Annotated in this window: 23 protein-coding genes; 16 read left to right on the forward strand and 7 right to left on the reverse strand. The window is 55.4% G+C overall.

All coding sequences use genetic code 11. The features are described 5' to 3' along the window. Positions 1–89: 89 nt before the first annotated feature. Positions 90–518: a thioesterase family protein gene (locus H6G13_RS04320; protein ID WP_190481946.1), complete on the forward strand. Its 429-nt coding sequence runs from the start codon at positions 90–92 to the stop codon at positions 516–518. A gap of 174 nt (positions 519–692) precedes the next feature. After that, positions 693–2,426: a glycoside hydrolase family 15 protein gene (locus tag H6G13_RS04325; RefSeq protein WP_190481947.1), complete on the forward strand. Its 1,734-nt coding sequence runs from the start codon at positions 693–695 to the stop codon at positions 2,424–2,426. Positions 2,427–2,450: 24 nt separating this feature from the next. Here H6G13_RS04325 and H6G13_RS04330 read toward each other — a convergent pair whose 3' ends face one another. Beyond that, complete coding sequence (locus tag H6G13_RS04330; protein ID WP_190481948.1) at positions 2,451–3,647, reverse strand: Coenzyme F420 hydrogenase/dehydrogenase, beta subunit C-terminal domain; 1,197 nt, start codon at positions 3,645–3,647, stop codon at positions 2,451–2,453. 403 nt (positions 3,648–4,050) lie between these two features. Here H6G13_RS04330 and H6G13_RS04335 point away from each other — a divergent pair, with 403 nt between their 5' ends. Both H6G13_RS04335 and H6G13_RS04340 read left to right on the forward strand, forming a co-directional pair. Next, a complete protein-coding gene (locus H6G13_RS04335; RefSeq protein WP_190481949.1) occupies positions 4,051–6,075 on the forward strand; it encodes a serine/threonine-protein kinase in 2,025 nt (674 codons plus the stop codon). Positions 6,076–6,242: 167 nt separating this feature from the next. After that, a complete protein-coding gene (locus H6G13_RS04340) occupies positions 6,243–6,743 on the forward strand; it encodes a hypothetical protein (RefSeq protein ID WP_190481950.1) in 501 nt (166 codons plus the stop codon). A gap of 17 nt (positions 6,744–6,760) precedes the next feature. Here the strand turns inward: H6G13_RS04340 and H6G13_RS04345 are convergent, their stop codons facing one another. Next, complete coding sequence (locus H6G13_RS04345; RefSeq protein ID WP_242028147.1) at positions 6,761–7,735, reverse strand: phosphodiester glycosidase family protein; 975 nt, start codon at positions 7,733–7,735, stop codon at positions 6,761–6,763. Between the two features lie 87 nt (positions 7,736–7,822). Here H6G13_RS04345 and H6G13_RS04350 point away from each other — a divergent pair, with 87 nt between their 5' ends. From H6G13_RS04350 to H6G13_RS04405, 12 genes are all read left to right on the forward strand, one after another. Beyond that, a complete protein-coding gene (locus H6G13_RS04350; protein WP_190481951.1) occupies positions 7,823–8,797 on the forward strand; it encodes a glycosyltransferase in 975 nt (324 codons plus the stop codon). A 13-nt stretch (positions 8,798–8,810) separates the two neighbouring features. Next, the gene (locus H6G13_RS04355) at positions 8,811–10,022 is read left to right on the forward strand and encodes a glycosyltransferase (protein ID WP_347277431.1); all 1,212 of its coding nucleotides are present in this window, start codon (positions 8,811–8,813) and stop codon (positions 10,020–10,022) included. Between the two features lie 33 nt (positions 10,023–10,055). Beyond that, positions 10,056–12,389, forward strand: a complete 2,334-nt coding sequence (locus H6G13_RS04360; protein WP_190481952.1) for a hypothetical protein — start codon at positions 10,056–10,058, stop codon at positions 12,387–12,389. Positions 12,390–12,910: 521 nt separating this feature from the next. Next, complete coding sequence (locus H6G13_RS04365) at positions 12,911–14,200, forward strand: glucose-1-phosphate adenylyltransferase (RefSeq protein ID WP_190481953.1); 1,290 nt, start codon at positions 12,911–12,913, stop codon at positions 14,198–14,200. Between the two features lie 117 nt (positions 14,201–14,317). Beyond that, positions 14,318–14,854 (forward strand): AAA family ATPase, encoded by a 537-nt coding sequence (locus H6G13_RS04370; RefSeq protein ID WP_190481954.1) that lies wholly within the window; start codon positions 14,318–14,320, stop codon positions 14,852–14,854. Between the two features lie 43 nt (positions 14,855–14,897). Then, the gene (locus H6G13_RS04375; protein WP_190481955.1) at positions 14,898–16,574 is read left to right on the forward strand and encodes an iron ABC transporter permease; all 1,677 of its coding nucleotides are present in this window, start codon (positions 14,898–14,900) and stop codon (positions 16,572–16,574) included. Positions 16,575–16,633: 59 nt separating this feature from the next. Next, entirely contained in the window at positions 16,634–17,296 is a 663-nt protein-coding gene (purN, locus tag H6G13_RS04380; RefSeq protein ID WP_190481956.1) for a phosphoribosylglycinamide formyltransferase, read from the forward strand. A 90-nt stretch (positions 17,297–17,386) separates the two neighbouring features. Beyond that, the gene (locus H6G13_RS04385) at positions 17,387–17,593 is read left to right on the forward strand and encodes a hypothetical protein (RefSeq protein WP_190481957.1); all 207 of its coding nucleotides are present in this window, start codon (positions 17,387–17,389) and stop codon (positions 17,591–17,593) included. Between the two features lie 27 nt (positions 17,594–17,620). Further along, positions 17,621–18,028: a biopolymer transporter ExbD gene (locus H6G13_RS04390; protein WP_190481958.1), complete on the forward strand. Its 408-nt coding sequence runs from the start codon at positions 17,621–17,623 to the stop codon at positions 18,026–18,028. 207 nt (positions 18,029–18,235) lie between these two features. Then, positions 18,236–18,691, forward strand: coding sequence for a transcriptional repressor (locus tag H6G13_RS04395; protein WP_190481959.1), 456 nt, complete (start codon positions 18,236–18,238; stop codon positions 18,689–18,691). Between the two features lie 116 nt (positions 18,692–18,807). Next, positions 18,808–19,134, forward strand: coding sequence for a hypothetical protein (locus H6G13_RS04400; protein ID WP_190481960.1), 327 nt, complete (start codon positions 18,808–18,810; stop codon positions 19,132–19,134). A 13-nt stretch (positions 19,135–19,147) separates the two neighbouring features. Continuing rightward, positions 19,148–20,569, forward strand: coding sequence for a 1-acyl-sn-glycerol-3-phosphate acyltransferase (locus H6G13_RS04405; protein WP_190481961.1), 1,422 nt, complete (start codon positions 19,148–19,150; stop codon positions 20,567–20,569). A gap of 19 nt (positions 20,570–20,588) precedes the next feature. On the opposite strand, the gene H6G13_RS04410 is transcribed toward H6G13_RS04405, so the two are convergent. The 5 genes from H6G13_RS04410 to urtC form a co-directional block, all read right to left on the reverse strand. Continuing rightward, a complete protein-coding gene (locus tag H6G13_RS04410; protein WP_190481962.1) occupies positions 20,589–21,326 on the reverse strand; it encodes an alpha/beta hydrolase in 738 nt (245 codons plus the stop codon). Positions 21,327–21,513: 187 nt separating this feature from the next. Continuing rightward, a complete protein-coding gene (gene mscL / locus H6G13_RS04415; RefSeq protein ID WP_190481963.1) occupies positions 21,514–21,930 on the reverse strand; it encodes a large conductance mechanosensitive channel protein MscL in 417 nt (138 codons plus the stop codon). A gap of 133 nt (positions 21,931–22,063) precedes the next feature. Then, entirely contained in the window at positions 22,064–22,771 is a 708-nt protein-coding gene (gene urtE, locus H6G13_RS04420; protein ID WP_190482875.1) for an urea ABC transporter ATP-binding subunit UrtE, read from the reverse strand. A 50-nt stretch (positions 22,772–22,821) separates the two neighbouring features. Next, the gene (gene urtD, locus H6G13_RS29050; RefSeq protein ID WP_190481964.1) at positions 22,822–23,946 is read right to left on the reverse strand and encodes an urea ABC transporter ATP-binding protein UrtD; all 1,125 of its coding nucleotides are present in this window, start codon (positions 23,944–23,946) and stop codon (positions 22,822–22,824) included. A gap of 33 nt (positions 23,947–23,979) precedes the next feature. Continuing rightward, the gene (urtC, locus tag H6G13_RS04430) at positions 23,980–25,170 is read right to left on the reverse strand and encodes an urea ABC transporter permease subunit UrtC (RefSeq protein ID WP_190481965.1); all 1,191 of its coding nucleotides are present in this window, start codon (positions 25,168–25,170) and stop codon (positions 23,980–23,982) included. Between the last annotated feature and the right edge of the window lie 2 nt (positions 25,171–25,172).

The following is a 25,172-nucleotide window of genomic DNA, read 5'->3' on the forward strand; positions in this document are numbered from 1 at the left end:
TCTCCTGCTTTGTCACCTATGCGTGACTGCGATACTGTTTAGTGGACAGCGCTGGCAGTTAGCTGATCTCCTCTAGGTGAAAGCACATCATGCAAAAAATTCTTTTTGATCTAGATATTTATCCTTACCAGATTGACTACCTGGGTCACGTTAATAATGCTGTTTACATTCAGTGGATGGAAATTGGGCGCATAAAATTGCTAGAGGCAATTGGCCTGCCTATTCATGAAATCTCGGAGCAGGGGTTTGTACCCGTTCTGGTTCACACCAGCATCACCTACAAAGTGCCTCTGTATGTTAGCGATCGCGTTCAGATAGAGCTATGGTTATCTGAGTTGCGCCATGCTTCTGCCATCTTGCAATTTCGCTTTCGCAGCGACCAACAAACGCTTGCAGCTGAAGGCATGCAAAAAGGTCTATTTGTGGATAAGCAAACTATGCGACCAAGGCGGCTTCTCCCAGAAGAAAAAGCTTTGTTTGTCCCATACCTAGACACGATTTTAGGTACGAACCAGTAGGTGTGCAGAGTTTTGGTAGAGGCACGTCTCCTACTCTAGATAGAACAAGTCTGACAGAAAACTTTATATCCTTTGATGGAAAGATTTTGCAAAGCTACAGGCAGTTAAAGAGATTCATGACACAACTTCTGTAGCGAATGGTGGACTAATGCAAGTTATTGAGCAAGGAGCATAATGGGTGGCAGCTTTCCCGCCATTCGAGATTTAGCAATCATTGGCAATCGTCGGACTGCGGCCCTGCTGACACATACGGGTGAGATTGTCTGGTACTGTCCAGGGCGGTTTGATCGTCCGTCTCTTTTAGCCGCCTTGCTCGATCCGTCGCAGGGCGGCAGTTGGAAGTTGAACATTCCGGAGGTTGCCTGCTCTGGGCGGCGCTACCTGGAGGATAGCGGCATTTTAGAAACAACCCTCACCCTGCCAGCGGGTGAGCTGCAAGTTACCGATTGGATGCCGATGGGAGAAAATGTTCCCCACGGAATTTGCCGCCAATTTTCATCAGCTCCTACCGATATTGCCGTCACGCTGCACCCTGCCCCCAATTATGCAGAGCGACGCCCTACTCTTAAGCCCCAAGAGCACGGCATTCAAATTGATGGGCAGCATTACCTGTACGCATCTCATCCTCTCATTATTCAAGATGGGCGAGTTAGCTTTCTTCTTCCTCAAGGCGAAACCGGATGGAGCGTTTTGGTAGATGCTCCATTAACAGGTCTTGACGAATATCAGCTCAAGCTCTGGCTTGAAGAAACTCTGCAGTGCTGGCAGCAAATTAGCGCTCGTATCACCTACCGTGGACCTTACGAGGAGCAGGTGGTGGCTTCGATTCGGGTGCTGCGGCTGCTCACCTTTGAGGACAACGGCGGCATTATCGCAGCTCCCACAACCTCCTTACCTGAAGTCATTGGAGGACGACGGAACTACGACTACCGCTATGTCTGGCTCAGAGATGCCGGCATGATTGTCAGCGCCCTAACCCGAGCCGGAAGCGACGGCATTGAAGAAAGACGCTTTTTAGATTTTATCTGTGGGTACGATCGAGATTCTGGCAGCCAGCCTCTAATGCCTTTTTCCACGCTCGATGGCAAACCGGCTCCCCCTGAAACAACGCTGAGTTTGTCAGGCTATTGTCATAGCAGGCCTGTGGTCATCGGCAACGATGCTAAAGACCAGCTACAGCTCGATGCTTACGGTAACGTCCTACTAGCAGCCAAGCTGATTTACAACCGCTTTGACACCCGCGAGCACTGGTCACTCATTGCAGAAATTGCTGATTTTTTAGCCGATCACTGGCACGAACCCGACTACGGCATTTGGGAGGAACGGGAAGAACATCAATACACTTCTAGCAAAGTCGTTGTCGCCTGCGGTTTGAAGTTCATCGCTGAAGTTAGTCAAAATGAAGCCCAAGCTGAGCGCTGGCGAACTGCAGAGCAAGCCATCCGACAGTTTGTTGCCCAACACTGCCTTACCTCCGAAGGAGCCTATGCAGTCATCGCCGGTAGCGAAGCTGTGGACGTGACGGCTGCCCTGTTTCCCGTATGGGCCTACACCGAGCCCGACAGCCCCGAAATGCTGGCAACGATGAGGGTGTTAGAACGCGATTATGCAACCGATCACCTTTATCGTCGCCACCTGAGAAACTTCGATTCTCAACAGGAAGGCGCATTCCTCGCCGGGACATTTTGGGTGGCCCAGTACTGGATCATGCGCCAAGACTACTTGCGATCGCAAGCCATCATCGACGCCGCCTTAAAATTTGCTAACGACCTGGGGCTGTTTGCTGAAGAAGCCGACCCCAAAACCGGACAGATGCTAGGCAACTTTCCTCAAACCTTTGTCCATGCTGCTTTCATCGGCGCAGTGATCGATCTCAAAAACGCAGAGTCATTCGCAGAAATGGAGTAGGACAAAGGCCAACGACCCAACTTTCTAATCCGGCAACTTGTACTGCCTCACAATGCGCTTAGCAAACTCCGGTACGTGGGCCGCCAGCTTTTCTGGGTAGTTGCGCTTAACAAACAGGTAGTTGCGCGTGAAGTGAGAGTCAATAGAGAAGCGAGCATACTCCAACCCCTTAGGGCCAATGCGCTCAATGAAAACGCCCATTAGCTTGGCGGCCCACATCGGCAGAGTAACGCCTTTGTCGTAGGCAGGGATGCTCTGCTGCACAGCGGGTTTGCGATCGCCCTGAGACATCACGGGCTGAGTTTCGATCTGATCCTGCACCAAGTCCAGCATTTCCTGTCCCCGATCGTTGCGAACCACGATCCACTGCCAGCCAAAGGGCGCACCCATGTAGCCCACCACTAGATCAGCTAGACCATTGACATAGTCAAAGCAGCTCATGCAGGAGGGAGCAAACACATCCTTCAGCTGGTTGGTCTTGAGGCCAAAGAAAGGTACTGTCTCGGTCGAGCCGTCTTCGTGCTTAAAGTGCACCCGGAAATCCTGCATGAACTCGTAATACACCACTGTTTCTGGAGAGCGGCTGGTGGTATCCAAAAACTTTTGTAGGCCGGCTCGGTCAACATTGTCCACACAGGGCATGCCCAGCACGTAGAGCTTTTCTAGCCCCAGCCGATGCTCCACAGCCCGCAGCGCCTGAATCTGACAGCCCACCCCAATTACCAGCAGGCGCTTCATGTTCGACTGCTCCACCAGCTCCAGCACCGACAGGTTGGGAGAGAGCGTAGGTTTGTTGACCTTCGCCGCCAAAATTTCTTCCGGCGTGGTAGCCAGCACCGGCTTGGGCTGGAACCGATCTTCCTGCGTATTTTGAACGCAAATGACCCCTTCTACCAAGCCTCGATTCAGCATCTCAATGGCAATGCTGCTGACAATGCCAGTCCACTGAGCCCCTTCAACGGGCTGGGTTTTGCGGGCCGTCATCATGTCCTGATGCACCCCAAAGTACCAGTCATTTTCCTGCTCTAAATCGCGGCTGCGCCCGTGGGTTTGGGTCTCTAGCTCGGGAAACTGCTGGTTGATAAACGCGCAGGCTTCTTTGACGTAGTGAATGTAGTAGGTATCGCAGAGGCCGCATTCGCTGCACAGTTCTTTGGCGGGGCGACGGGCTCCGGGGCGCAGGGCTTTGGCTTTCTTATGGGGCGGCTGGGCCAGGGTCATACTAAACAGTTTTATGAACGTTACAACTGTATGATCACCTTACATCAGGGCTTTGATTGATTGAAAAGGGTGCCGATATTTGTTACGAAATGCTGCAAAGGAATGGGTCGACTCGTTGCTTAAGGCCAAAGCTTGGGCCTAAAGGGCAATGAGACCATTACTCTGTGATTTGAATCTCGGTTTTACAGTGATCGCTAGACCATAGAGCAAGCCTCAGGATCAGCGTAATTCTTAGCGCTCTCCCCTACACTGAAGAAAACTGGTGTTTGGCCTTTTGCTTTTGGGGATCGAGCCCTATTTACGCTGCTCAGGGCGTCTGCCTCTCGAAAAGCTTGTGGTTACAGCCCTCTCAACCCCTTTTCTATGTGCGCTTCTTACGCCGTCCCTGACACCGCCTAAGCTGATGATCTGTTGTCTAAATCCTAACTGCACCCGGCCTGAAAATCCTGACAGTGGTAAGGTTTGCCTAAGCTGCGGAACTCTTTTGATTCAGCAGCTTAGAGGTCGCTACCGGCCGGTTAAGGTGATTGGTCGGGGTGGATTTGGCCGCACTTATCTCGCTACAGACACCGATCGGTTAAATACTTACTGTGTTGTCAAGCAGTTTGCTCCGCAAACTCAAGGCACAAAGTCGTTTAACAAAGCTGTCCAGCTTTTTGAGCAAGAGGCCCTACGCTTAAATGAGCTGGGCGAACATCCTCAAATTCCTACTTTGCTGGCCTATTTTGAGCATGAGCAGTACCTCTATTTAGTGCAGCAGATGGTTGAGGGGCGCACCCTTTACCAGGAAGTGCAGAAGACTGGCCCTTACAACGAATCTGCCATTCGCGCTCTGTTGAATGATCTATTGCCGGTGCTGCAGTTTATCCATGAGCAAGGAGTGATTCACCGCGACATTACCCCAACTAATGTGATTCGCCGCAAGGTAGACAGCAAACCGGTGTTGATTGATTTTGGCGTGGCCAAGCAGTTTTCTGAAACGATTCTCTACGAGCCGGGAACTCGCATTGGCACCGAGGGATTTGCGCCTATAGAGCAGCTGCGCAGCGGTCAAGCCTACCCTTCCAGTGACCTGTATAGCTTGGGTGCGACCTGCCTGCACCTGATCACGGGCTGTAAACCTGAAAGTCTATACAACCCGCTAGAAGGCCGCTGGATGTGGCGAGAAAAGCTGCAGCAAATAGGCCGCAGCTGCCATCCTGAACTGGGTAACCTTTTAGACCGCTTGGTCAAAGATCTGGTGAGCGAGCGTTTTCAGAGTGCAGGCGAAGTGGTAGCAGAACTGCGGCGAATTCCATCGCTGGAGGGGGCAGTGCCGGGTTGGGTGTCTCAAGGGTCGGCCAGCAGTCGTTTGCCTAGTGGCGGTAGTCTGCCGCTGGGTAAAGAGCGCAAGATCTCCATTCCACCGATGCCGACTACGAAGCCGCCTAAGATGTCTGTGCCCTCCCTTTCTCAGCCCCGGCTGACGAAACCACCCGGTTCGCTGTCAGGGCTGTCGGGGCCTGGCCGCAGCGGTCTGGTTTCGGGCACTAAAGGAACCGGCTGGCAGTGCGTTCGAGAACTGACGGGCCATAGCTCTTGGGTGACTGCTGTGGACTTTAACCCTAAAACGCCGACTCTGGTCAGCGGCAGCTTGGATGACACGCTCAAGATTTGGAACTTGCAGTCAGGGCAGGTGTTTTATAGCCTGGAGGGCCATGCTCGCGGGGTGAATGAGGTCAAGGTGAGTGCCGGAGGGCAGGTGTTAGCCAGCTGTGGTGACGATGATGTGGTGAAGGTCTGGAACCTGGCTGAGGGGGCTTTGCTTTATGTGCTTAAGGGCCATCTGCGAGACGTTACGTCGATTGCCATTGGGGCCAAGGGGTTTTTGCTGGCCAGCGGCAGTGAGGACATGACGATTAAGCTTTGGAAGCTGGATAAGGGATCGCTTTTGAAGACCCTGACCGGGTCGTCTGGCATGGTTAAGACGGTGGCGATGACCTCGGATGAAGGGACTTTGGTCAGCGGCGGGCTAGACAATAAGGTGCGGGTTTGGGAAGTGGGGACGGCCCGGCAGGTGCGCGTTTTGTCTGGTCATATGAATACGGTTAACCAGGTTGCGATTAGCCGCGACAACCGGCTTCTGGCCAGCGCTAGCAAGGATCGCACCATTAGACTCTGGAGCCTGCGGTCGGGGTCGCTGATCCACACGCTGAGCGACCACACTCAGGAGGTCAATGGGGTTGCGATCGCAGCCGACAACCGCACCTTAGTCAGCGGCAGCAGCGACGGCACCCTCAAAGTGTGGGATACGCAAACTGGACAGCTCAAGTACACCCTGACCGGCCATACCAACTCTGTGCTCGGCGTCGCCTTCCATCCCAATGGCCGGGTGATCGCCAGCGCTAGCGCCGACAAAACCATTCGTGTGTGGCGCTGGGCTGGGTAGGTCGTAGGGAGATAACCCTCTCTTCTTTCTAAAACCGTGGGAGTCTCTTCCTTTACTTGGGCACTCTACACCTCATAGGGGGCCTTTGGTTTTAGGAAGACATGATCTTGACTCAGCCATATTCAGCGTATCGTTCCTCTGCAGGTTCAGCTTCAGGTGTAAACCCTATGGAAGCTGATGCCTATGGTGTCAAACTTCCGGCCTTTGGAAGTGAGACCCTTATGGAAGCTGACGCCTACGTTGTCAAACTCCAGACCTATGGAAATGAGCCCCTTTTTGGTGATTTAGTCGAGGGGTCCGTCATTCTGAACTCAATGGGCCAAATTGTTGCCGACGAGTGGATCAGTGCCTCTCAAAATTATCGAGATATTAGGCTTGATCGTTGGATTGTCATGCCCAGCTACATTCGAGGGATAGTACTGCTGCCTGCTCAAGCTGGCGAGCTGGCTGGCCATACGCTCCCAGCTCCATCAGTCTCTGGCAAACCTCGGCTATTGTCCTCGTTTGTGGCGGGTTTTAAGGCTGCGGCAGCGAAGCGGGTTAACCTTTACCGAAATCAACCTGCACTGCCACTCTGGCAGCGCAACTACAGCCAAACACTGATTCCCGATGAGGTGGCGCTAGGGCGTATCCGCCGCTGGCTGCAGGAATCTTCAGAGCAGCCTTAAGAAGCAGTCTGAATCTACTATGGCTGAGCTACCCAAAAAATAGACTTGACTGGGCGGCGTACCCAGTTGCCGTCTTGATCTAGCCGACCATAGTGAGTTGTACCCGCCTGAAAGAGGGACGATGAGCTGCCCCCATCCAGGTTGAGGGCTTTTTCTACGCCTAGGCTAGTGAGAAAGTCGCTCAGGTCGGCAAAGCTCATGCCGGAGGGCGAGACGCCCGGCTTCTGAGCTGCCATCACCAGAACTAAACTGCCGTCGGGTTTAATGCCAATCGCTGAGCGAGCATTGCGAGAGCGGCTGCCGAGAGCATCTCGGTTAATCGCTCCATCGGCCCCGTAGCCGATAAAAGCTTCTTCATAGGCGGTGCTTTGGGGCAGCAGTTGGGGGCCTGCCCCTACCGCGTCAATCAGGGTGCAGTTAGCTGGCACTGGGGCACTGTGCAGCGTGATGTCGTATTGAGCTGCGCCCTCGCAGTCGTAGCGGCGAAATTCTGAGCGATTGAGGATTTGGTCGAGGTAGCGGGTGAGATCGGGGTTGCCCATGAGCCGGGGATTTTGTCGGGGGTCGGCCACCAGTTCTTGGCTGCTGACAACGTAGGATGTAGTCTGACCGTTATTAGGGTCAAAAAATCCGGCATTGATGGCAATTAAGGCATTGAGACGCTGAGCCATCTGGTCAAGCGGCACCAGGTTTTCGGGCAGGCTGACTCTAATTGGGTAGGCTTGAGGATCGGCAATGGTCACCGTGTAAACCTTGCTATGGGGTAGCTCTATGACCTCAAACTGGGGCGGTAAGGCGGGAGCCGGAGCCACTATTGCTTCTTCTGGAGGGATAGCGTTGGCAGTGGGCTGGGGCGCGAGGTGCAGCTGAGCTGAGCTTAAAGCCCCCGCGAGCAAACCCAAGGCCAAGCCCAGACTGAGACCGATAAAGAGTTGAAGAGTTCGCCGCTGCCTTGGCATCATGGGAGAAAGTAGGGCTGTCGATGTCTGCAAATCTCATCCCAGGGTACTCTAAATTTTTTCCTGTTTCGTTTGAACAGTGGCCAGTTCCCGGCATAGAACTCCTTGAGCTCCTTTGGCATGACTTCCTCTACCCCTGCTGATCTGCCGATTAACCTTGCCCCCACAGTGTCGGTGATTGTGCCCGTCTACAACGGCGAGCGAGACTTGCCAGAGTTAACACGTCGGCTGCTGGCTCAAACCTATCCGGCGGAGCGGCTGGAGGTGCTGTGGGTGGACAACGGCAGTTGCGATCGCACTCCCACCCTGCTCCAGTCTGCCGTAACCGCCGCTACGGCCCAAGGCCGCCAGATGCAGGCCCTAACCTATTGCGGCGTGCAAAGCTCCTATGCTGCTCGCAACCACGGCATTCGGGTGGCGACAGGGGAAATTTTGGCCTTTACCGATGCCGACTGCTACCCAGCTGAAACTTGGCTGGAACAGTTGGTGCAGCCCTTTACCGACCCGGCGGTGGGGTTGGTGGCTGGAGAGGTCGAGGCGTTTCCGGGTGGCAACTGGCTAGAGCGCTACGCCGATCGCAAACAGACCCTCTCTCAGAAAAGTACGCTAGCCCACCCGTTTTGCCCCTACGGCCAGACAGCGAACTTGGCCGTAAGGGCCACAATCTTTAAGCAGGTGGGCCTCTTTCGGCCACACTTGACCAGCGGCGGCGATGCCGATTTTTGTTGGCGAGCCCAGCGGGAAGGGGGCTGGCAGCTGGCCTTTTCTGAGCAGGCTATTGTGCAGCACCACCACCGCGATACGCTAGAGGGGCTGCGCCGCCAGTGGTACCGCTACGGCTGCTCCAACCGCTACCTGCACGAGCTGCACGGCATTGATCTAACGCGGGAGCTGACGCAGAAGGAACGGCGCTACCGACTCGGTCGATGGCTGCTGAAAGAACTGCCGCTAGCTGCCGTGAGCTGGGCCAAAGGGCAGGGCGCAGCTATCGATCTGCTGATCACGCCCCTCGATTTGGTCTGTTTTGAGGCTCGCACTCGCGGGCAACGGCAGGCCCGGCTGCCTGAAGCAGCTCACCAAATAGAGGGGCTTTAGGAGAGCCCATGACGTGAAAAACATTTTAATGATTTCTGCGACCTTTCCCTACCCGCCCACCCTCGGCGGTACCCCAGTTCGCACTTTCAATCTGCTCAAGTACCTAAGTCAGAACCATGCAGTTACGCTGGTGACGCAGCGGTCGGCAGCAGTGAGCGACGACGAGGTGGAGGCGCTGCGGCAGTGGGTCCATCACCTGCAGGTCTTTCCCCGACCCACCGAGCAGAACTTGACGCCAGGACTGGTGGGGAAAGCCAGCCGCTTTGCTCGCTTTGCGGCCCAGGGGCGGCCCTCCAGTGTTACCTACGTGGCTCTGCCAGCTATGCAGGAGTGGATCAGCCGCTGGGTAGAAGCGGGTAAGGCCGATGCAATCACCTGCGAGCACAGCGTCAACGAGGTCTTTGTGCAGCCTCATTTTCGCCATCGGGTAAATAAAGTGGTGGCCAATATTCACAGCTCGCTCTACGGCACGCTGATCAATCAGCTCCAGACCGGCACGGCCGAGAAACCGCTGCGAGACTTTTTTAGCGTGGCGCTGATGCGCCGCTACGAGCGCCGCTTTGCTCGCAAGTTCTCCGATCTGGTGCTGACCACCGAAGAAGACCGTCGCTTTTTCGAGCCTCTGAGACACCCAGCCACGCTCCAGATCGTGCCCAACGGGGTCGATTTGCAGGCCTTTCCTTACCGCTCTGCTGACCCTGGTGGGCAGAATCTGGTCTTTGTCGGCGCGCTGGACTACATCGCCAATGTTGATACGGCTGTGTATCTAGCCCAGACGCTGCTGCCGGCACTGCAGCAGCGCTATCCTGACGCAACCCTGACTCTGGTGGGGGCTAAGCCTACAGCCCAGGTGCAGGCGCTGGCCCAGCTGCCGGGGGTAACGGTGACGGGGCGAGTGCCGTCGGTAGTAGACTACCTGCACCAGGCAACAGTCTGTGTGGTGCCGATGCGAATTGGCTACGGCATTAAAAACAAAACGCTGGAGGCGATGGCAGCAGGGGTGCCGGTGGTGGCCAGCGATCGCGGGTTGGAGGGGCTCGCGGTAGAGCATCCGCTGCGGGCGTTACGGGCCAACACCACCGAGGACTATGTAGAGGCTGTCGGGCGTTTGTTTGAGCACCCCGAGCTGCGCTCTGATCTGTCTTGCAACGCGCGAGCGTTGATCGAAGCCGAGTTTACCTGGGAGCAGGCCGGACAGAAGTACGAGCAAATTTTGCTGTCCTAAGATAGAGTTCTGGTGTCGGTTGGCACAGACTGGATGACAAATTTACCGAAGGGTCGGCGAAACCGATCCAAATCAGCTGGATGGCTCCGGCGACAAGGCCCTAAGCGGCTGCCGCCGGGGGGTGAAGTGCGACTGTTGGTGCGATCGCACCCTCCCTCTCGGCCTTGGCTGCGGGGGCTCAGTCTGCTGCTCATTGCCCTCATGCTGTGGGGTGCCATGACACTGCTGGTCTTTAGCCTGCGTCTGGGCTTTCAGCTGATGGTTAACCCAGAGGCACTGCCCTGGCTACAGAGCGGCTTACTCGTTTTCAACCGGCAAGCTGAGCTGACTGAGACGGTCACCTTAGAAGCTCTTGAGGTTGCGATCGCAGCTGAGAGCCAGCAGCTAGGAGAGCCGCTGCGATTGAGAGATGCCAAGACGGAGACAGACTTTTGGCTGTTGCCAGTGCAGGCAAATCCTACCCAAGCGACGGGCCCAGCAAATATTTTAGAACTGCGCCTCTATCGTCTGATCCCTGAGCTGCCCGTCCCGCTGCTCAGCCCTGTTGCTAGCTTCCCAGTAACTCCCCTGGACGACGAGGTGGTGCTAGCACCGCTGCGCAACACCCCCCAAAAGATTGACCCTACCCGGCAACCCTTTCCCCTCACTAACGTGACTCAGCTCACGCCTTTTCCGACAGAGGGTTTTTGGCTGATGCTGCAAGGGCAGTGGCAGCGCAGCGGTACCACTTTGCGCTACGGGCAGTTGGTCTACTTCGATCCGCGCAGGCAAGCGCTGGAAAGTCTAATCCGCTGGAGCACGCCCGCTTCACGGCTACCCCGCTGGACAGACCTAGATGGAGTCGAGCCGGCCGATTTGCTGATTGATGAAACTGTGGGGCTAGAGCCGGCTTTTCGCGGCTATCGGCTACAGCGTCGTCAGGGTCTGGGGCCTGCTGTGCAGCTGCTGCCCATTACCTTAGATGTGCCTGCCGACATGATGGACAGCGATGGAGCCTATTATCGGGCTCTCAGCCAGTCCCGCAGCGGCCTCTGGTCAGCCGCTTTTAAGCAGCTCAAGGCTTTAAAGCCCAAGCTGGCTCAGAAATGGACCCCGGCTGCTGAAGCTCAGCTCAAGCTAGTGCAGCTCCACGCCGATCTCACCCAACAGCAGGCCGAGCGCAGATGGTCTGTACCCAGCCAACAAATTTTGGCCAGCCTAATTGATGGTCGCTGGGAAGCTGCCCTAAAGCAGCTAGAAGCCGCCCCCCAAGCCCAAGAAGCTTTAATGCGAACTCTGGCCAACGAGGAAGGCCGCTTTTGGAATCGGATAACGGCGGCGCTGCGAGGGCAGGCCAAAGACCCGGCGGCGCTGGTTTGGGGCGGGCTGATTCTTAAGGCCCAGCAGGATCAGCAGACCGCCCTGGCCTGGCTGAATGAGCAGAAGGCATCTGCTGCTGCCCGCTCCCGTTTTGTAGCCGTAGCCAATCCCCCGGTGAGACTGGCGCAATCGCCACAGAACTCAGCCGCAGTCCCTGTATCGGCGGCAACGTCGGTTGATCGGCTGGCAGTTCAGGCGTTGGTGGGGGCAGCTACTGGGCTGCCCACAGTTGATCTAGCCCAGTGGCAGCCCTGGGAAACTTCTCAGGCCATGAAGCTGGCCGCCGCAGAATCTTGGTATGAGATCGCGGTAGTGGGCTGGCAGCTGGCTGGCAGCTGGAGCCTTGAACAGCAGGGCAGTGAGCCCTGGATAGGGACTACTCCAGCAGCGCTCAAGCAGAGTTTGGCCCTGGCCCTGCCAGAACTTTCCCTGCTGCCGCAATCGGGCCAAGGGGCTGAAATTAGGCTACGGGTGCGGGGGCTGCGGCTGGACAATGGCCGCCTAAAGCTGCTAGCGGTAGGGTCTGGGCAAGCTACAGGACTGGCCTATTCCACCCATAGTCTGTTGCGGCTCAACGCGGCGGACGGCTCTTCTGCCATTGGTAACGGGGCTGTGGCAGCTGCCCTGCAGAGCCAGATTGAGCCCTTTGTCTCGGTGTCGACAGAGGATCTGGCGGCGCTGCTGGCCGGTGCGCCGCTGCACGCTCTAGACGTGACGGGCGACGGGCAGCAAGAGTGGTTGCTAACGTTACCCAGCTCGGTTCTAGACAAATTGACAGCGCTGGCGGGATGCGATGGCCTTTGTGAGCCGATCTTCAACCCTCGTGCTGCTGCCAAAACGCTAATCGTTAGCTCTGAGGGGCAAATCCTCTACAGCGATTTATTTTTACCCCAAACTCTAGCAGCGCTGACTCAACCGCAACCGTCCCAGCCTGTGGCGCTGTTGGTTGAGCAAAGTAATCAATACTGGTTTCAAACCTATGCTTCGGAGCGGCAGCAATTTGACTAGTTGAGGCGCAGATGTGTAGCGCTTGGGATTAGTTCAAGTGTTCGTTAAGCCGCTGATTATGACATCTCAACCGCTTCACCTAGAGGCGGGACTAGCGCTTTTGCTATGGATAGATCTGGATCGCTCCAGAACGGGGTTTGTGCTCCTCTTGAAGAGCTTTTCAGACCATCTAATTAGAGGTCTTTGACAGAATAGACAAGTCTCAATTCTGGCCCTTTTATGGGTGAATCGAGATTTAAAGCGTTTTTTATGCCTACTAGACGATTAGAAAAACCGCAGTAATGGTATACGATGTAGGATTATTTTCTGTTGACTGGAACGGTTCATTTCTAAATTGAATGTCAACTTTCCTAACATCTCTCTAGTGAACTCAAGAAATAAATCCGTCTCGTAGTGGTTCTGAAGTTGTTTGCGTTACATCGGAAGGCATAAATTTGAAATGCCCCTTGCCAAGAGGCCCCTACGGTCACACACTTAAGGTGGAAAGCAAGGGTTGTTAGAAGGCAGTTCCGAGGTCTTTCGTGAAACGAGTATTATCAATCATTCTAGGGGGGGGTGCAGGCACCCGTCTGTATCCTCTAACCAAGTATCGCGCTAAGCCAGCCGTCTCTCTGGCTGGTAAATATCGGCTTATTGATATTCCAGTTAGCAACTGTATCAATTCCGAGATTACAAAGATCTACGTTTTAACCCAGTTCAATTCAGCCTCTCTAAACCGCCATATTGCTCGAACTTACAGCTTTTCTCAGTTCACAGAGGGTTTTGTGGAAGTGCTAGCAGCACAGCAGACCCCTGAGAGCCCTAGCTGGTTTCAGGGAACAGCAGATGCGGTACGCCAGTACATCTGGATGCTGGAGGAATGGGACGTCGATGAGTACCTGATTCTGTCAGGGGATCATTTGTACCGGATGGACTACGGCCTGTTTGTGGAGCGCCACCGCAGCACAAATGCAGATGTAACGCTCTCAGTAGTGCCCATTGGCTACAAGGCAGCTTCTTCCTTCGGCCTGATGAAGATCGACAACACGGGTCGGGTAGTCGATTTCTACGAGAAGCCTAAAGGCGATGCTCTAGAGACGATGAAGGTGGACACTACCACCTTGGGATTAACCGCTGATCAGGCCCAAGAGAAGCCGTTTATTGCCTCAATGGGCATTTACCTGTTCAAAAAACAGGTGCTGATCGACCTGCTGAAGAACAATCTGGATCAGACAGACTTCGGTAAGGAGATCATCCCGTCTAATGCTCGCGACTACAACATGCAGGCCTATCTCTTTGATGGGTACTGGGAAGATATTGGGACAATTGAAGCATTTTATGAGTCGAACATTGCGCTGACTAAACAGCCTCAGCCTTCGTTCAGCTTCTATCACGAAGATGCCCCGATCTATACCCGCTCTCGCTATCTGCCGCCCAGCAAAATGCTGGATGCCCACATTACAGAATCGATTGTGGCAGAGGGCTGTCTTCTCAAAAATTGCCGCATCCACCACTCAGTGGTTGGCCTACGGCAGCGGATTAATGCTGACTGTCTGATTGAAGACTCTCTATTGATGGGGGCTGACTATTACGAACCCCTCTCGGAGAGCAGCCAACACCTGACTCGCAGCAAAATTCCTATGGGCATTGGGGAAGGCACAGTGGTAAGGCGGGCTATTATCGACAAGAATGCTCGCGTGGGCCGCAACGTCAAGATCGTCAACAAGGAAAATATCCAGGAAGCGGAACGGGAAGACCTAGGCTTTTACATTCGTAGCGGCATCATTGTGGTGCTGAAGAATGCGGTTATTCCTGACGGGATGGTGATCTAGGCACTAGTTTAGTTTGAGGGTGCTTCTTGGGCTAATTTGTAGAAGCTAATTTGTAAGCGTGGGCTTTGAGCCCCCTACCCCCCTTTGTAAGGGGGGTTTTTAGGTTGAACTAGGTATATGGCCGGCATTCCCCTAATACTGCTGATTGGGCTGCCCGGTAGCGGCAAATCTACCTGGGCCAAACACTTTGTCTTCCAGTTTCCGACTTACCACTGGATTTCCACCGACGGCATTCGGCAACGGCTCTACGGCAACGAAACTGAGCAGGGAGACTGGCTAGCAATCTGGCGCACTGTGCAGGCCGAGTGGCGGGCAGATGTCGCAGCCATTCGCCAAGGCCATCTGGCAGGCACAGTCTACGATGCTACCAATGTGCGGCGACGCTACAGAAGAGATGCGATCGCAACCGCCCAGCAGTGTGGCTTTACCCACATCACTGGCTGCTGGTTTGATGTGCCGCTGCCGGTGTGCCTACAGCGCAACCGACAGCGGTCTCGTCAGGTGCCGGAGGAGATTGTGCAGCGGATGCACCGCCAACTCAGCGGAGCACCTCCTAGTGCCGCTGAGGGCTTTGATGAACTAGCGCGGCTGATCACTGTGCCCTCAGGCGATTCCCCCTGCCCCGCCGCCAGGATGCCCCTGCCTGTGCGGTAAGGTTAAGGGTGCACAGCAGCGCTCAAGAGGGCGGCGAGAGGGCATGGTGAACTGGCAAAACACACTCAGCAAAACCTGGGGCACCTTCAATGGCTGGGTTGTGGCCGTGGGTGCGATCGCACTGCTGATGGTGTCGCCCATTCTGGTGGTGCTCAGCAGCATTTTTGCCAACTCCAGCGAGATCTGGGCGCACCTAGCGGCCACTGTACTGCCCCAATACATCCAAAACTCAGTTTTGCTGATGCTGGGTGTGGGGTCTGGAGTGCTGCTGCTGGGCGTTAGCACGGCCTGGCTGGTGACCCTGTGCCGCTTTCCGGGTAGTCGCCTGTTTGAATGGGCGCTGCTGCTGCCGCTGGCAGCTCCCACCTACCTGCTGGCCTACACCTATACCGACGTACTGGACTATTTTGGGCCGGTGCAGACTACGCTGCGGGCGCTGTTTGGCTGGGAGCGAGCGACAGACTACTGGTTTCCGGCCATTCGCTCAGTCTGGGGGGCTATCTTGCTGTTTAGCCTCACCCTCTATCCCTACGTCTATATGCTGGCGCGGGTGGCTTTTTTAGAACAGTCTATGGCTACGTTAGAAGCTAGCCGTTCCCTGGGCTGTGGCCCCTGGCGGGGGTTTTGGACGGTAGCGCTGCCTTTGGCGAGGCCTGCGATCGCAACTGGCACTGCCTTGGCCTTAATGGAAACCCTAAACGACTTTGGCACCGTCGAGTACTTTAGCGTGCCAACCTTCACCACCGGCATTTACCGCACCTGGTTTGGCATGGGAGATCGAGTGGCGGCCGTACAGCTCGCGGCAGTGCTGCTTCTGTTTATATTTGCCCTGATTTTGCTAGAGCGCTGGTCTCGGCGGCAGGCTCGCTATTACCAGAGCCACGGCCGTCCGGCGCGGCAGTCGGCTTATGCTTTACGCGGTTGGCGAAGCGCTTTAGCCTGTTTGGTTTGCCTGCTGCCGATTACCTTGGGTCTGCTGGTGCCCCTAGGGTTGCTGCTCTCCATGACCCTACGGAACCTCGATGAAACGCTGAACCGCAGCTTTTGGACCTTAGGCAGCCACAGCCTAATCCTGGCTAGTTTGACGGCGGGGTTGGCCATGCTGATGTCCCTGGTGATGGCCTACGGAGTGCGGCTAAACAACACCCCACCCCTGCGGTTGGGGGTGCGGCTGGCCTCTCTGGGCTACGCCATTCCGGGAGCGGTGATTGCCGTCGGTATTTTGGTACCCCTAGCCCAGTTTGACAACGCAGTCGATGCCTGGATGCGGGCCACCTTTAACCTCTCCACCGGGCTGCTGCTGAGCGGCACGATTGTGGCTCTAGTCTTTGCCTACCTGGTGCGCTTTCTGGCGGTGGCCTTTGGCACCGTGGAAGCGGGTCTGGGTAAAATTCGCCCGACCCTCGACGATGCCTCGCGCAGTCTGGGTTACGGCCCCGCTCCTACCCTAGCCAAGGTGCATGCTCCGCTGATGGGCAGCAGCTTGCTAACGGCCCTAATGCTGGTGTTTGTAGACGTGATGAAAGAGCTGCCTGCAACGATGGTGATTCGCCCCTTCAACTTCGATACCCTAGCGGTGCGGGTCTATCAATATGCTGCCGACGAACGCCTGGTGCAGGCGTCGGCCCCGGCTTTAGCGATTATTCTGGCCGGACTGCTGCCTGTGATTCTGCTGAGCTGGCAGATGACAGCAACCCGTTCTCAAAGCAGGAGCCAATAAAGATGCAGGCTAGGCGCTCTGTCGTTATAGGATGAAGGGCGATTGCAAGGATCCGCCCTATGTCTTTGTTTCCTGATGTCGTCTCTAAGAACGCTAGCTCAATTATTTCTCCGCCCTTGCCCGACTCCCTGCCTGAGTTTGATAGTCCGCTGAGGCTAGGCATTTTAGCGTCGGGCAGCGGCAGCAATATGGAGGCCATTGCCCAAGCCATTCAGTCCGGCTGGCTCCAGGCCCAAATCCAGGTAGTGATCTACAACAATCCCCAGGCTCATGTGGCTCAACGAGCCCAACAGTGGGACATTCCTTCGATGCTGTTGAATCACCGTCACTTCGCGTCCCGTGAGGCGCTGGATGAGCAGATTATTCAGACCCTCCAAGCCTATGAAGTGGACTGGGTGATTATGGCGGGCTGGATGCGGCGGGTGACAGAGGTGTTGATTGGGGCCTTTCCTCGGCGGGTGCTCAATATTCACCCCAGCTTGCTGCCTAGCTTTCCAGGTATCCGCGCTGTTGAGCAGGCTCTTCAGGCAGGGGCTAAGGTGGCGGGCTGTACGGTGCACTATGTCGAACTTGAAGTAGACAGTGGCCCGATTGTCATGCAGGCGGCGGTGCCGGTGCTGCCTGGAGATACGCCGGAAACCCTGCAGGCCCGGATTCAGCAGCAGGAACACCGGATCTATCCAGTGGCCATTGCCTTGGCAGCGACTGTGCCACCTAAATAATTGTCACGGCTGTTCCGGAGATCTCGACCACATCCCTGAATAAAGCAGTAGTAAGCCAAAAGGGTGCGTGTGTTGTTGAGACTAAAGAATATGCCTTCTACACCTGTTTCCATCGAAGCAATTGTTCGCAATGCCCTAACGCTCGGTGAACTTTCCTCTGGGGCAGAGGCCGCTATTAATCAGGCCCGTGCTCAGGGTCGGTTGACGGCCAAAGACCAGCGCGTGCTGGAGATTTTGGCAGATGCGATCGCAGATAACTGCATCAAGCGGGTTGGTCTGGAGCATTCCCGGCTATAACAGGGGAGATCCTTTTTAAAGGTTCCCATGCGTTTGCCGGATGAACCCGAATCCAAACCTCAGGTCAACATTGTGCCGCTGGTCGATGTCGTCTTTGCGGTACTGGCCTTTTTTATTCTCTCTAGCCTATATTTCACCCAGTCAGAAGGACTGCCGATTAATCTGCCGTCAGCGGTTACGGGCGAACCTCAGGCTGCAAGAAAAGTTAACTTAACTATCAGCGCCGAAGGGGAGATCTTTCTAGGGGATCAGTTTGTACCCTCAGATCAGCTGCTCAATGCCGTGCAAACCTTGATTCCAGCGGGTCAAACAGGCTTAGTGGTGATCCGGGCTGATGCTCAGGTGCCCCATGGTCAGGTGGTCACGGTGATGGATACGCTGCGGCGGCTGCGGGGTGTGCAGCTTGCGATCGCAACCCAACCGGCTCAGCCATAATCAGCTTTTTTCTGTCGAAAATCCGCCTAAAGAGAGGTTTGAGGCCAAAATATTAGCCCTAGCGCTGCTCAAAAGCCTTCTTTCTATTGCCTATTCAGGCTCTCATTCCTTACTGAAGACGATTCTCAATAAGCTGCCCCTCTTGCAACTAAGGGGGTTTATCAACTAACATTCTCAATAAGTGACACTTATTGCGAGGTAGACGGCATGACCGCCTATACCACTTCCGCCCTCAAAGCCGAATTGAACGAACGGGGCTGGCGTATGACGCCCCAGCGAGAGATCCTTTTAACCACCTTCCAAAACTTGCCTGAGGGGGAACACCTGAGCGCAGAAGACCTGCGTGAAGTGCTCAGGGACAAGGGTGAAGATGTCAGCCTATCTACTATCTACCGCAACCTCAAGCTGATGGCCCGCATGGGCATTTTGCGCGAGCTGGAGCTAGCCGAAGGGCACAAGCGCTATGAAATGAACCAGCCCTCACCCCACCACCACCATCACCTGATCTGCGTTCGCTGCAACAAAACCATTGAGTTTAAAAACGACTCAGTGCTTAAGGTCGGCGCTCGGACTGCCGAAAAGTCAGGCTATCACCTGCTCGACTGCCAGCTGACCATCCATGCTGTGTGTCCCACCTGTCAGCGATCGCTGCTGCCAGCTTAACGAGAGCAGCCGCTCACCCTTTCCATATAAATATTTCTTTCCTCCAGGGGAGGGAGGAGCTCCGCGAAGAGATGCAGTAGCCTGAGGAAGACTTAGGGCGCACAGGGGTGAGCGCGATGGATCAACTGCTGCAACTTTCGGTTTTGGTGATTGTCCGCCTGGTACAGTTCATTCAGCCTTTTCTCGTGCCGCTGTGTTTTGTCACAGCCTGGCTAGTAGTGGGGCTGACGGTTTGGAATTTAGTGGCTGCTGCACGGGAGGGGATCTCCCAAGCCAAACAGATGCACCAAATTCCCTGTGCCAACTGCACCTACTTTACTAACAGTCACTTTCTGAAGTGCCCTATTCACCCGGCGACAGCACTTTCAGAAGAAGCCATTAATTGTTCTGACTTCGAACCGGCTAAATCGCTTGGCAAAATAAAAGACCCTACTAGCGTCTGAGTCGAATCTTCCTTTGGTCAACCCACCTCGGGTTCAACCCCGTCTAGACTTTATTCCCCCGCGCTTTACGCCTTGGGTGCTGCGGGCAACGCAGCTGACGTTGCCGTTGTTGCTGCGAGTGCGGCTCCGGAGCTGGCTTCCAGCTGGAATTCGGCAAGTGAAATGTCAGCAGGTAAAGAACCTAGCCGACTACTATGCCCAGTTTCAGCAGGGCAAAGTCCGGCTAATTTTAGCGTTTCGCCATTCTGAGGTAGACGATCCGCTTTCCATGGCGGTTCTCTTTGCCCGCGACCTGCCCAGAGTGGCGCAGCAGCAGGGCATTACCTTAAAACCTCCTCTCCACAGCCACTTCATGTACGACCGGGGCATGCCGCTCTGGGCTGGGCGCTGGCTGGGCTGGTTCTTTTCCCGTCTAGGCGGCATTCCCGTCCATCGTGGGCGGCGGCTAGATCTAAAGGCGATTAAGGCTGTGCGAGAACGCCTCGTATCGGGAAAGCTGCCCCTCAGCATTGCGCCGGAGGGCGCTACCAACGGCCATGGAGAAGTGGTTAGCCCGCTCGAACCAGGAGCTGCTCAGCTTGCTTTCTGGTGCCTTGAAGACTTGAAAAAGGCAGGACGATCTGACAGGGTAGTGCTGTTGCCAATTGGGCTGCAGTATCAGTATCCCGACCCCAACTGGGCTGCGCTCAATCGCCTGATGAGTCAGCTAGAAACCGACGTGGGTCTGCCGGTGAAGGACTTCGCCGACCCTCAGCAAGCCCCTGCTGAGGCTTACTATGAGCGCCTGAATTGCCTGAGCCAGCACTTGCTGGTGCGCATGGAACAGTTTTACCAGCGATTTTTTCAGCGGTCCTTGGCCCAGTCAAAAACCAGCGCCCCAAGTGACCTGAGCGCTCCGACGGACGGCCATGATCTGGCTCAGCGCCTAGAGCGGCTGTTGCATGAGGCCCTAACGGTCGGCGAACAGTTCTTTGGTCTGCCCAGCACAGGCAGCCCAATCACCCGCTGCCGCCGCCTAGAAGAAGCCGGGTGGGCCTACACCTATAGAGAAGACATTGACTCCATTGCTGCCCTACCCCCCGTCGAGCGAGGACTAGCCAACTGGGTCGCCGAAGCCGCCAGCCTCCATACCCGGCACATGCGGCTGGTAGAGAGCTTCGTTGCCGTCACGGGCCATTATGTGAAGGACAAGCCTAGCTTTGAGCGGTTTGCCGAAACTACCCTAATTTTGTTTGACCTAGTAGAACGGCTCAAGGGAACCAAAGTGCCCAGCCGCCCTCGCCTGGGCTGGCGAGACGCCACCCTGACCGTGGGGGAACCTATCGACGTGAGCGAACGCTGGCCGATCTATAGTGAGGGCCATCGCGCTGCTAAGCAGGCCGTGGAGACGCTGACACAGGATTTGCAGGGGGCCTTGGAGGGGCTGATTTTTTGAGGAGGACGCGGGGTCTTCTTCACCCAATCACCTTCTCTAACAAAGCCGACACCTCCCTGGCCTGATGCATCACCATTAAATGGCCGCCGTTGGGCAGCATGAAGTCGGGTTCGACGAAAAGGGTGGGGAAGATGCGATCGCAGCTCCCATGGATATGCGTGACATCCTCTGGAATCTCTTCGTTTTGCCAGAGCACGACTCGGTGTAAGGCCCACTTGAGGAAGTGGGGGTCGGTCTCTAGCAGGATTGTCTTGAGCAGCTTGCGCTCATCAGGGACACTGACGCCAAACACCCAGTAGGCAAACCAACAGATAGCCCAGAGCACGCTTTTGAAGGGAAAGATGCGGTGGATGGGAAGCCAGCGAAAGATCCGGTAATAGGGCGGCACTTCGTAGCGGTCTTTGACGCTAGAGAGCAAAATCACCTTTTCGACAGGAATTTGCTTGGCAATTTCTACAGCAATCATGCCCCCAAAAGAGAGCCCAATAATGACGGGTTTTGAGGTTTTGATCTGAGCGGCAAGCCGCTGGGCGTAGGCTTCGATAGGTTCGCTGGGCTGTGGTTCTAGCCAGCCTAGGTGAACTGGGCGGTAGCCTTCAAACTTAAGCAGGCGAAACACCCGCTCATCGGCCCCCAAGCCGCTGATGAAGTAAATCTCCTTGAGAGATTTCTCAATTTGCTTGATTTCCTCAAAAGCAGAGATCGTAAAAGCTCTAGAGCTTTGCAGCGAACCTGCCTTTTCTGGCGGGGGCACCATGCCTTTTGACTCCAAATCTCGCTTGGCTGAGCAGTGAATCGTAGGAGCCGTTGTTCGAGCAGAGAAACATTCCCCTGGCTCGGCGGCTCTTTCTACAATACAAACTTAATTAAATTTAACGAAAAAAGCGAAGACCGTGGTGCTGCTACGGCCTTCGCTAGCGATTTCAATAAAGTTTGGAGCAGGTCTATAGTTTGGACTCTAGAAAAGCGTTCAGGCGCTCCAGGGTGGCGTTGAGCTTTTCCTCGGTTGTGGGTTCGGCCTCGACCTCCTCTTTGCGCTTGAAGCGTTCATAGGTTTTTACGACCAAAAACAAGACAAAGGAAATGATCAGAAAATCGACAACCGTGCCAAAGAAGTGACCAAGGCGAATGCCCGGCCCGACAACGGCTTCGCGCCAGTCTGTCCCAGTCTGAGACAATATCGGGTTAATCAGGGCCGGCATCAAAATATCTTCTACAAAACCGCTGACAACTGCCCCAAAAGCAGCCCCCAAAACCACGGCTAGGGCAAGGTCAATGACATTGCCCCGCATAACAAAGGCTTTAAAGTCATCCAAAAAATTGCGGGCGCGGGTTCCTACTCGTCTTCCAGTAACAGACATGTCAAAACTCCTTGATCAGCGCCTAAAGGTTCAGAGGCGGATGCCGCTTTAGGCAAAGCTTATAGGACTTATAGCAAACCTGCCCCAATCACTCAAGCTGGTGGGTAATACAACCGCCATCCAGCCTAATGGGTTAAACCGCTAGGAACTGCTGAATTACTTCATTGGTCAGTTCCTGGGTGGGGCCAGAGGCAACAATGCCGCCCTTTTGCATGGCGTAGTAGTAGTCAGCCTGCCGCACAAAGTGGAGGTGCTGCTCCACCAGCAAAACTGATATTCCAGCAGTAGAAATGATCCGGCGAATCGCCGATTCAATATCCAGGATGATCGAGGGTTGAATGCCCTCAGTGGGTTCATCTAGCACCAACAGCTTGGGCCGCCCCATCATGGCGCGGGCAATGGCGAGCTGCTGCTGTTGTCCGCCACTGAGGTCACCGCCCATGCGCTCTAGCATGGTCTTGAGCACTGGAAACAGCTCAAAGATTTCTTCGGGAATGGCCTGACGGTTGACGCCTTGGCCCCGGCTGCCCAGCGCCTCATAGCCCACTAGCAGGTTTTCGCGCACGCTCAAGCGGGGAATAATTTCTCGTCCCTGAGGCACGTAGCCAATGCCGCGCCGCGCCCGCTGATCGGGCGATAGGGCCGTAATCGACTGCCCTTCGTACTGAATGTCGCCTTTGCGAGGCCGCAGCAGGCCCATGATGTTTTTTAGCAGGGTGGTTTTGCCGACGCCATTGCGACCAATGAGACAGACCATTTGGCCCTTGGGCACAGTCAGATCCACATCCCGCAGAATGTGGCTTTCTCCATAGAAAAAGTTCAGCCCTGAAATTTTGATCATGGGGGCCGTCAGGGGATCGGCGATGGGCGGGGGAGTAGCAACGCTTTGGCTCATGACTTCAGGCTCTCTAGGGCGGCAGCTTCGAGGCGGGCAACGGTTTCGGGCGGCAGATTTAGCAGCGACAGCAGGTGCTGATAGACTCCGGCTTCGGTTTCGTTAATGGTGTTGGAGCTGATGACTTCGTAGCTCAGCTTTACAGCGAGCTCCTGCTGCTGCGGTGTCTTCAGCAAGGGCACCAGTTCCTCCAGGGGAATGCGCTTAGCTAGGAGACCTTGCAGTTCCTCCCGCAGGGCTTCCTGGCTGGCTGAATCGGGAGCAAACTGGCGGCTCAGCTCTGACAAGATCACCTCTTGCTGCACTGGGTCAAAATTATCGTCGGCCCAAGCCATCGCAGCGGCAATTCGCAGGATCAGCATCTGCTCGGGGGTAATGGTTGTTTCCCGGCCCAGGTACACCTCGATCACTTTGGGATCGGTTTGCACCTGATCCATCGTGCCTTCAAACAGCACCGATCCTTCGTGCAGTACGGTGACCTGACGGGCAATTTGGCGAACAAACTCCATATCGTGCTCGATCACGATGACGGAGTGGCTTTCGGCTAAGGCCATCAGCAGGTTGCCGGTTTTTTCGGTTTCTTCGTCGGTCAGACCGGCCACCGGTTCATCGACGAGCAGCAGATCGGGAGACTGGGCCACGAGCATACCGATCTCAAGCCACTGCTTTTCGCCGTGGGAGAGCAGGGCGGCTGGGATGTCGCCCTTTTCGTAGAGGCCAATAGTCTCTAGCAAGCTGCTGACGGTGCGTTTCTCCGGCGTTGGGGTCTGCTTGAACAGAGTGGGAAAAACGCTCTTTTGCCGGTTGGCCGAAAGCTCCAGGTTTTCCCTTGGGGTCAGGTTTAAGTAGACGCGCGGGGTCTGAAACTTACGCCCAATGCCCATACGGGAGATTTCGTGCTCTTTGTGCTTACTGAGGTCGTTGCCCTTGAAGGAGGCTTTGCCTTCAGTCGGCTTAACCTTGCCGGTAATCACGTCTAGGAAGGTAGTTTTTCCGGCTCCGTTGGGGCCGATGATTACCCTCAGTTCACCCTCATTCATAGAGAAATTGAGGTTATTGAGGGCTTTAAAGCCGTCAAAGCTGACGGTGACGTTGTCGATACTTAAAAGCGCACCGCTCACGGGGTCTGCCTCTCCTGCCTGCTGTTTGATGAGTTATTTGCCTAATTCTTGGTCTACTAGCTCTTTTTCTCGGTAGCTCTCGGCCTCTAACTCCATGTCTGCCATGTAGGCCGGAATTGCTGGAGAGCCACCCAATAGTGCCGGAAGTCGCTCGCCAAACTGCGATCGCACCCAGCCCACAATGCCGTCGGGCAGAGCCGTTACCACCAGTAAGAACAGTGCTCCCTGGAAAAACAACCACACATCGGGGAAGCGCTCACTCAGCATAGTGCGGGCTATATTGACCAACACCGCACCCAGAATGGCCCCAATCAGGGTCGCACGGCCCCCTACAGCCACCCAAATCACCATCTCGATGGAGAAGGCAATGTCCATCGCCTGGGGTGAAATAATGCCTGACTGCACCGTGTAGAGCGCTCCAGCAACCCCTGCGATCGCACCCGAAACGGCAAACACCAACACCTTAAAGCTGGCTGGGTTGTAGCCTGAGAAGCGCACCCGGTTTTCGTCATCGCGAATAGCTACCAGCATTCTGCCGAAGCGACCGCTAGTAAGCCAGCGACACAGCGCATAGGCCAGCACCAGCGCAATCACGGTGGCTACGTAAAAGAAGTAGCGCATTTCAGGGCCACCCACCTGCTGGCCTAGAAACACGCTCGTCGCGGTCTTAAGGCCGTTGGTGCCGTTGATTAGCTTTTGCTGGCCATTGAAGAAATTGAAGAAGACGACCAGCGCCGCCTGAGTCAAAATCGAAAAGTAAACGCCGCGAATCCGGTTGCGGAAGACCAGGTAGCCAAACAGCCCCGCCACAATGGCCGGAATCGTCACCATCGCCAGCAGCGTAAACGGCAGGCTGTAGAACGGCTGCCAAAACCAGGGCAGCGACGACACCCCGTAAAGGCTGAAGAAATCTGGCAACTCCCCTGCTGGCAGCGACACCAGCTGCAGATACATGGCAAAGGCGTAGCCGCCCAAGGCAAAGAAGATGCCGTGGCCCAAGCTCAAGAGCCCGGTAAAGCCCCAAATTAGGTCAATGCCCAGGGCCACGATAGCCAGCGACAGAAAGCGACCCAGCAGACCCAGCCGAAACCCGCTCAGCAGCAGGGGCATGACAAGGATGAGCACAAGTGCGATCGCAACCACAATTCCGGCTTCGATCAGCAGGCGCTTTTGCCGGATACCTTTGGAGGTGCGACGCGGTTGAATGGGTAAATCGAGAGCCATGA

It is taken from the genome of Pseudanabaena sp. FACHB-2040, from assembly GCF_014696715.1.
Taxonomy (GTDB): domain Bacteria; phylum Cyanobacteriota; class Cyanobacteriia; order Phormidesmidales; family Phormidesmidaceae; genus JACVSF01.

Excerpts from the sequence above, each read along its gene's own strand:
- H6G13_RS04385 (WP_190481957.1), top strand. The coding sequence starts at position 17,387 with ATGCCTTCTACACCTGTTTCCATCGAAGCAATTGTTCGCAATGCCCTA.
- purN (WP_190481956.1), top strand. The coding sequence starts at position 16,634 with ATGTCTTTGTTTCCTGATGTCGTCTCTAAGAACGCTAGCTCAATTATT.
- H6G13_RS04335 (WP_190481949.1), top strand. The coding sequence starts at position 4,051 with ATGATCTGTTGTCTAAATCCTAACTGCACCCGGCCTGAAAATCCTGAC.
- H6G13_RS04390 (WP_190481958.1), top strand. The coding sequence starts at position 17,621 with ATGCGTTTGCCGGATGAACCCGAATCCAAACCTCAGGTCAACATTGTG.
- H6G13_RS04360 (WP_190481952.1), top strand. The coding sequence starts at position 10,056 with ATGACAAATTTACCGAAGGGTCGGCGAAACCGATCCAAATCAGCTGGA.
- H6G13_RS04370 (WP_190481954.1), top strand. The coding sequence starts at position 14,318 with ATGGCCGGCATTCCCCTAATACTGCTGATTGGGCTGCCCGGTAGCGGC.
- H6G13_RS04340 (WP_190481950.1), top strand. The coding sequence starts at position 6,243 with ATGGAAGCTGATGCCTATGGTGTCAAACTTCCGGCCTTTGGAAGTGAG.
- H6G13_RS04395 (WP_190481959.1), top strand. The coding sequence starts at position 18,236 with ATGACCGCCTATACCACTTCCGCCCTCAAAGCCGAATTGAACGAACGG.
- H6G13_RS04330 (WP_190481948.1), bottom strand. The coding sequence starts at position 3,647 with ATGACCCTGGCCCAGCCGCCCCATAAGAAAGCCAAAGCCCTGCGCCCC.
- H6G13_RS04350 (WP_190481951.1), top strand. The coding sequence starts at position 7,823 with ATGACTTCCTCTACCCCTGCTGATCTGCCGATTAACCTTGCCCCCACA.
- urtC (WP_190481965.1), bottom strand. The coding sequence starts at position 25,170 with ATGGCTCTCGATTTACCCATTCAACCGCGTCGCACCTCCAAAGGTATC.
- H6G13_RS04410 (WP_190481962.1), bottom strand. The coding sequence starts at position 21,326 with ATGGTGCCCCCGCCAGAAAAGGCAGGTTCGCTGCAAAGCTCTAGAGCT.
- urtE (WP_190482875.1), bottom strand. The coding sequence starts at position 22,771 with ATGATCAAAATTTCAGGGCTGAACTTTTTCTATGGAGAAAGCCACATT.
- H6G13_RS04375 (WP_190481955.1), top strand. The coding sequence starts at position 14,898 with ATGGTGAACTGGCAAAACACACTCAGCAAAACCTGGGGCACCTTCAAT.
- mscL (WP_190481963.1), bottom strand. The coding sequence starts at position 21,930 with ATGTCTGTTACTGGAAGACGAGTAGGAACCCGCGCCCGCAATTTTTTG.
- H6G13_RS04325 (WP_190481947.1), top strand. The coding sequence starts at position 693 with ATGGGTGGCAGCTTTCCCGCCATTCGAGATTTAGCAATCATTGGCAAT.
- H6G13_RS04320 (WP_190481946.1), top strand. The coding sequence starts at position 90 with ATGCAAAAAATTCTTTTTGATCTAGATATTTATCCTTACCAGATTGAC.
- H6G13_RS04400 (WP_190481960.1), top strand. The coding sequence starts at position 18,808 with ATGGATCAACTGCTGCAACTTTCGGTTTTGGTGATTGTCCGCCTGGTA.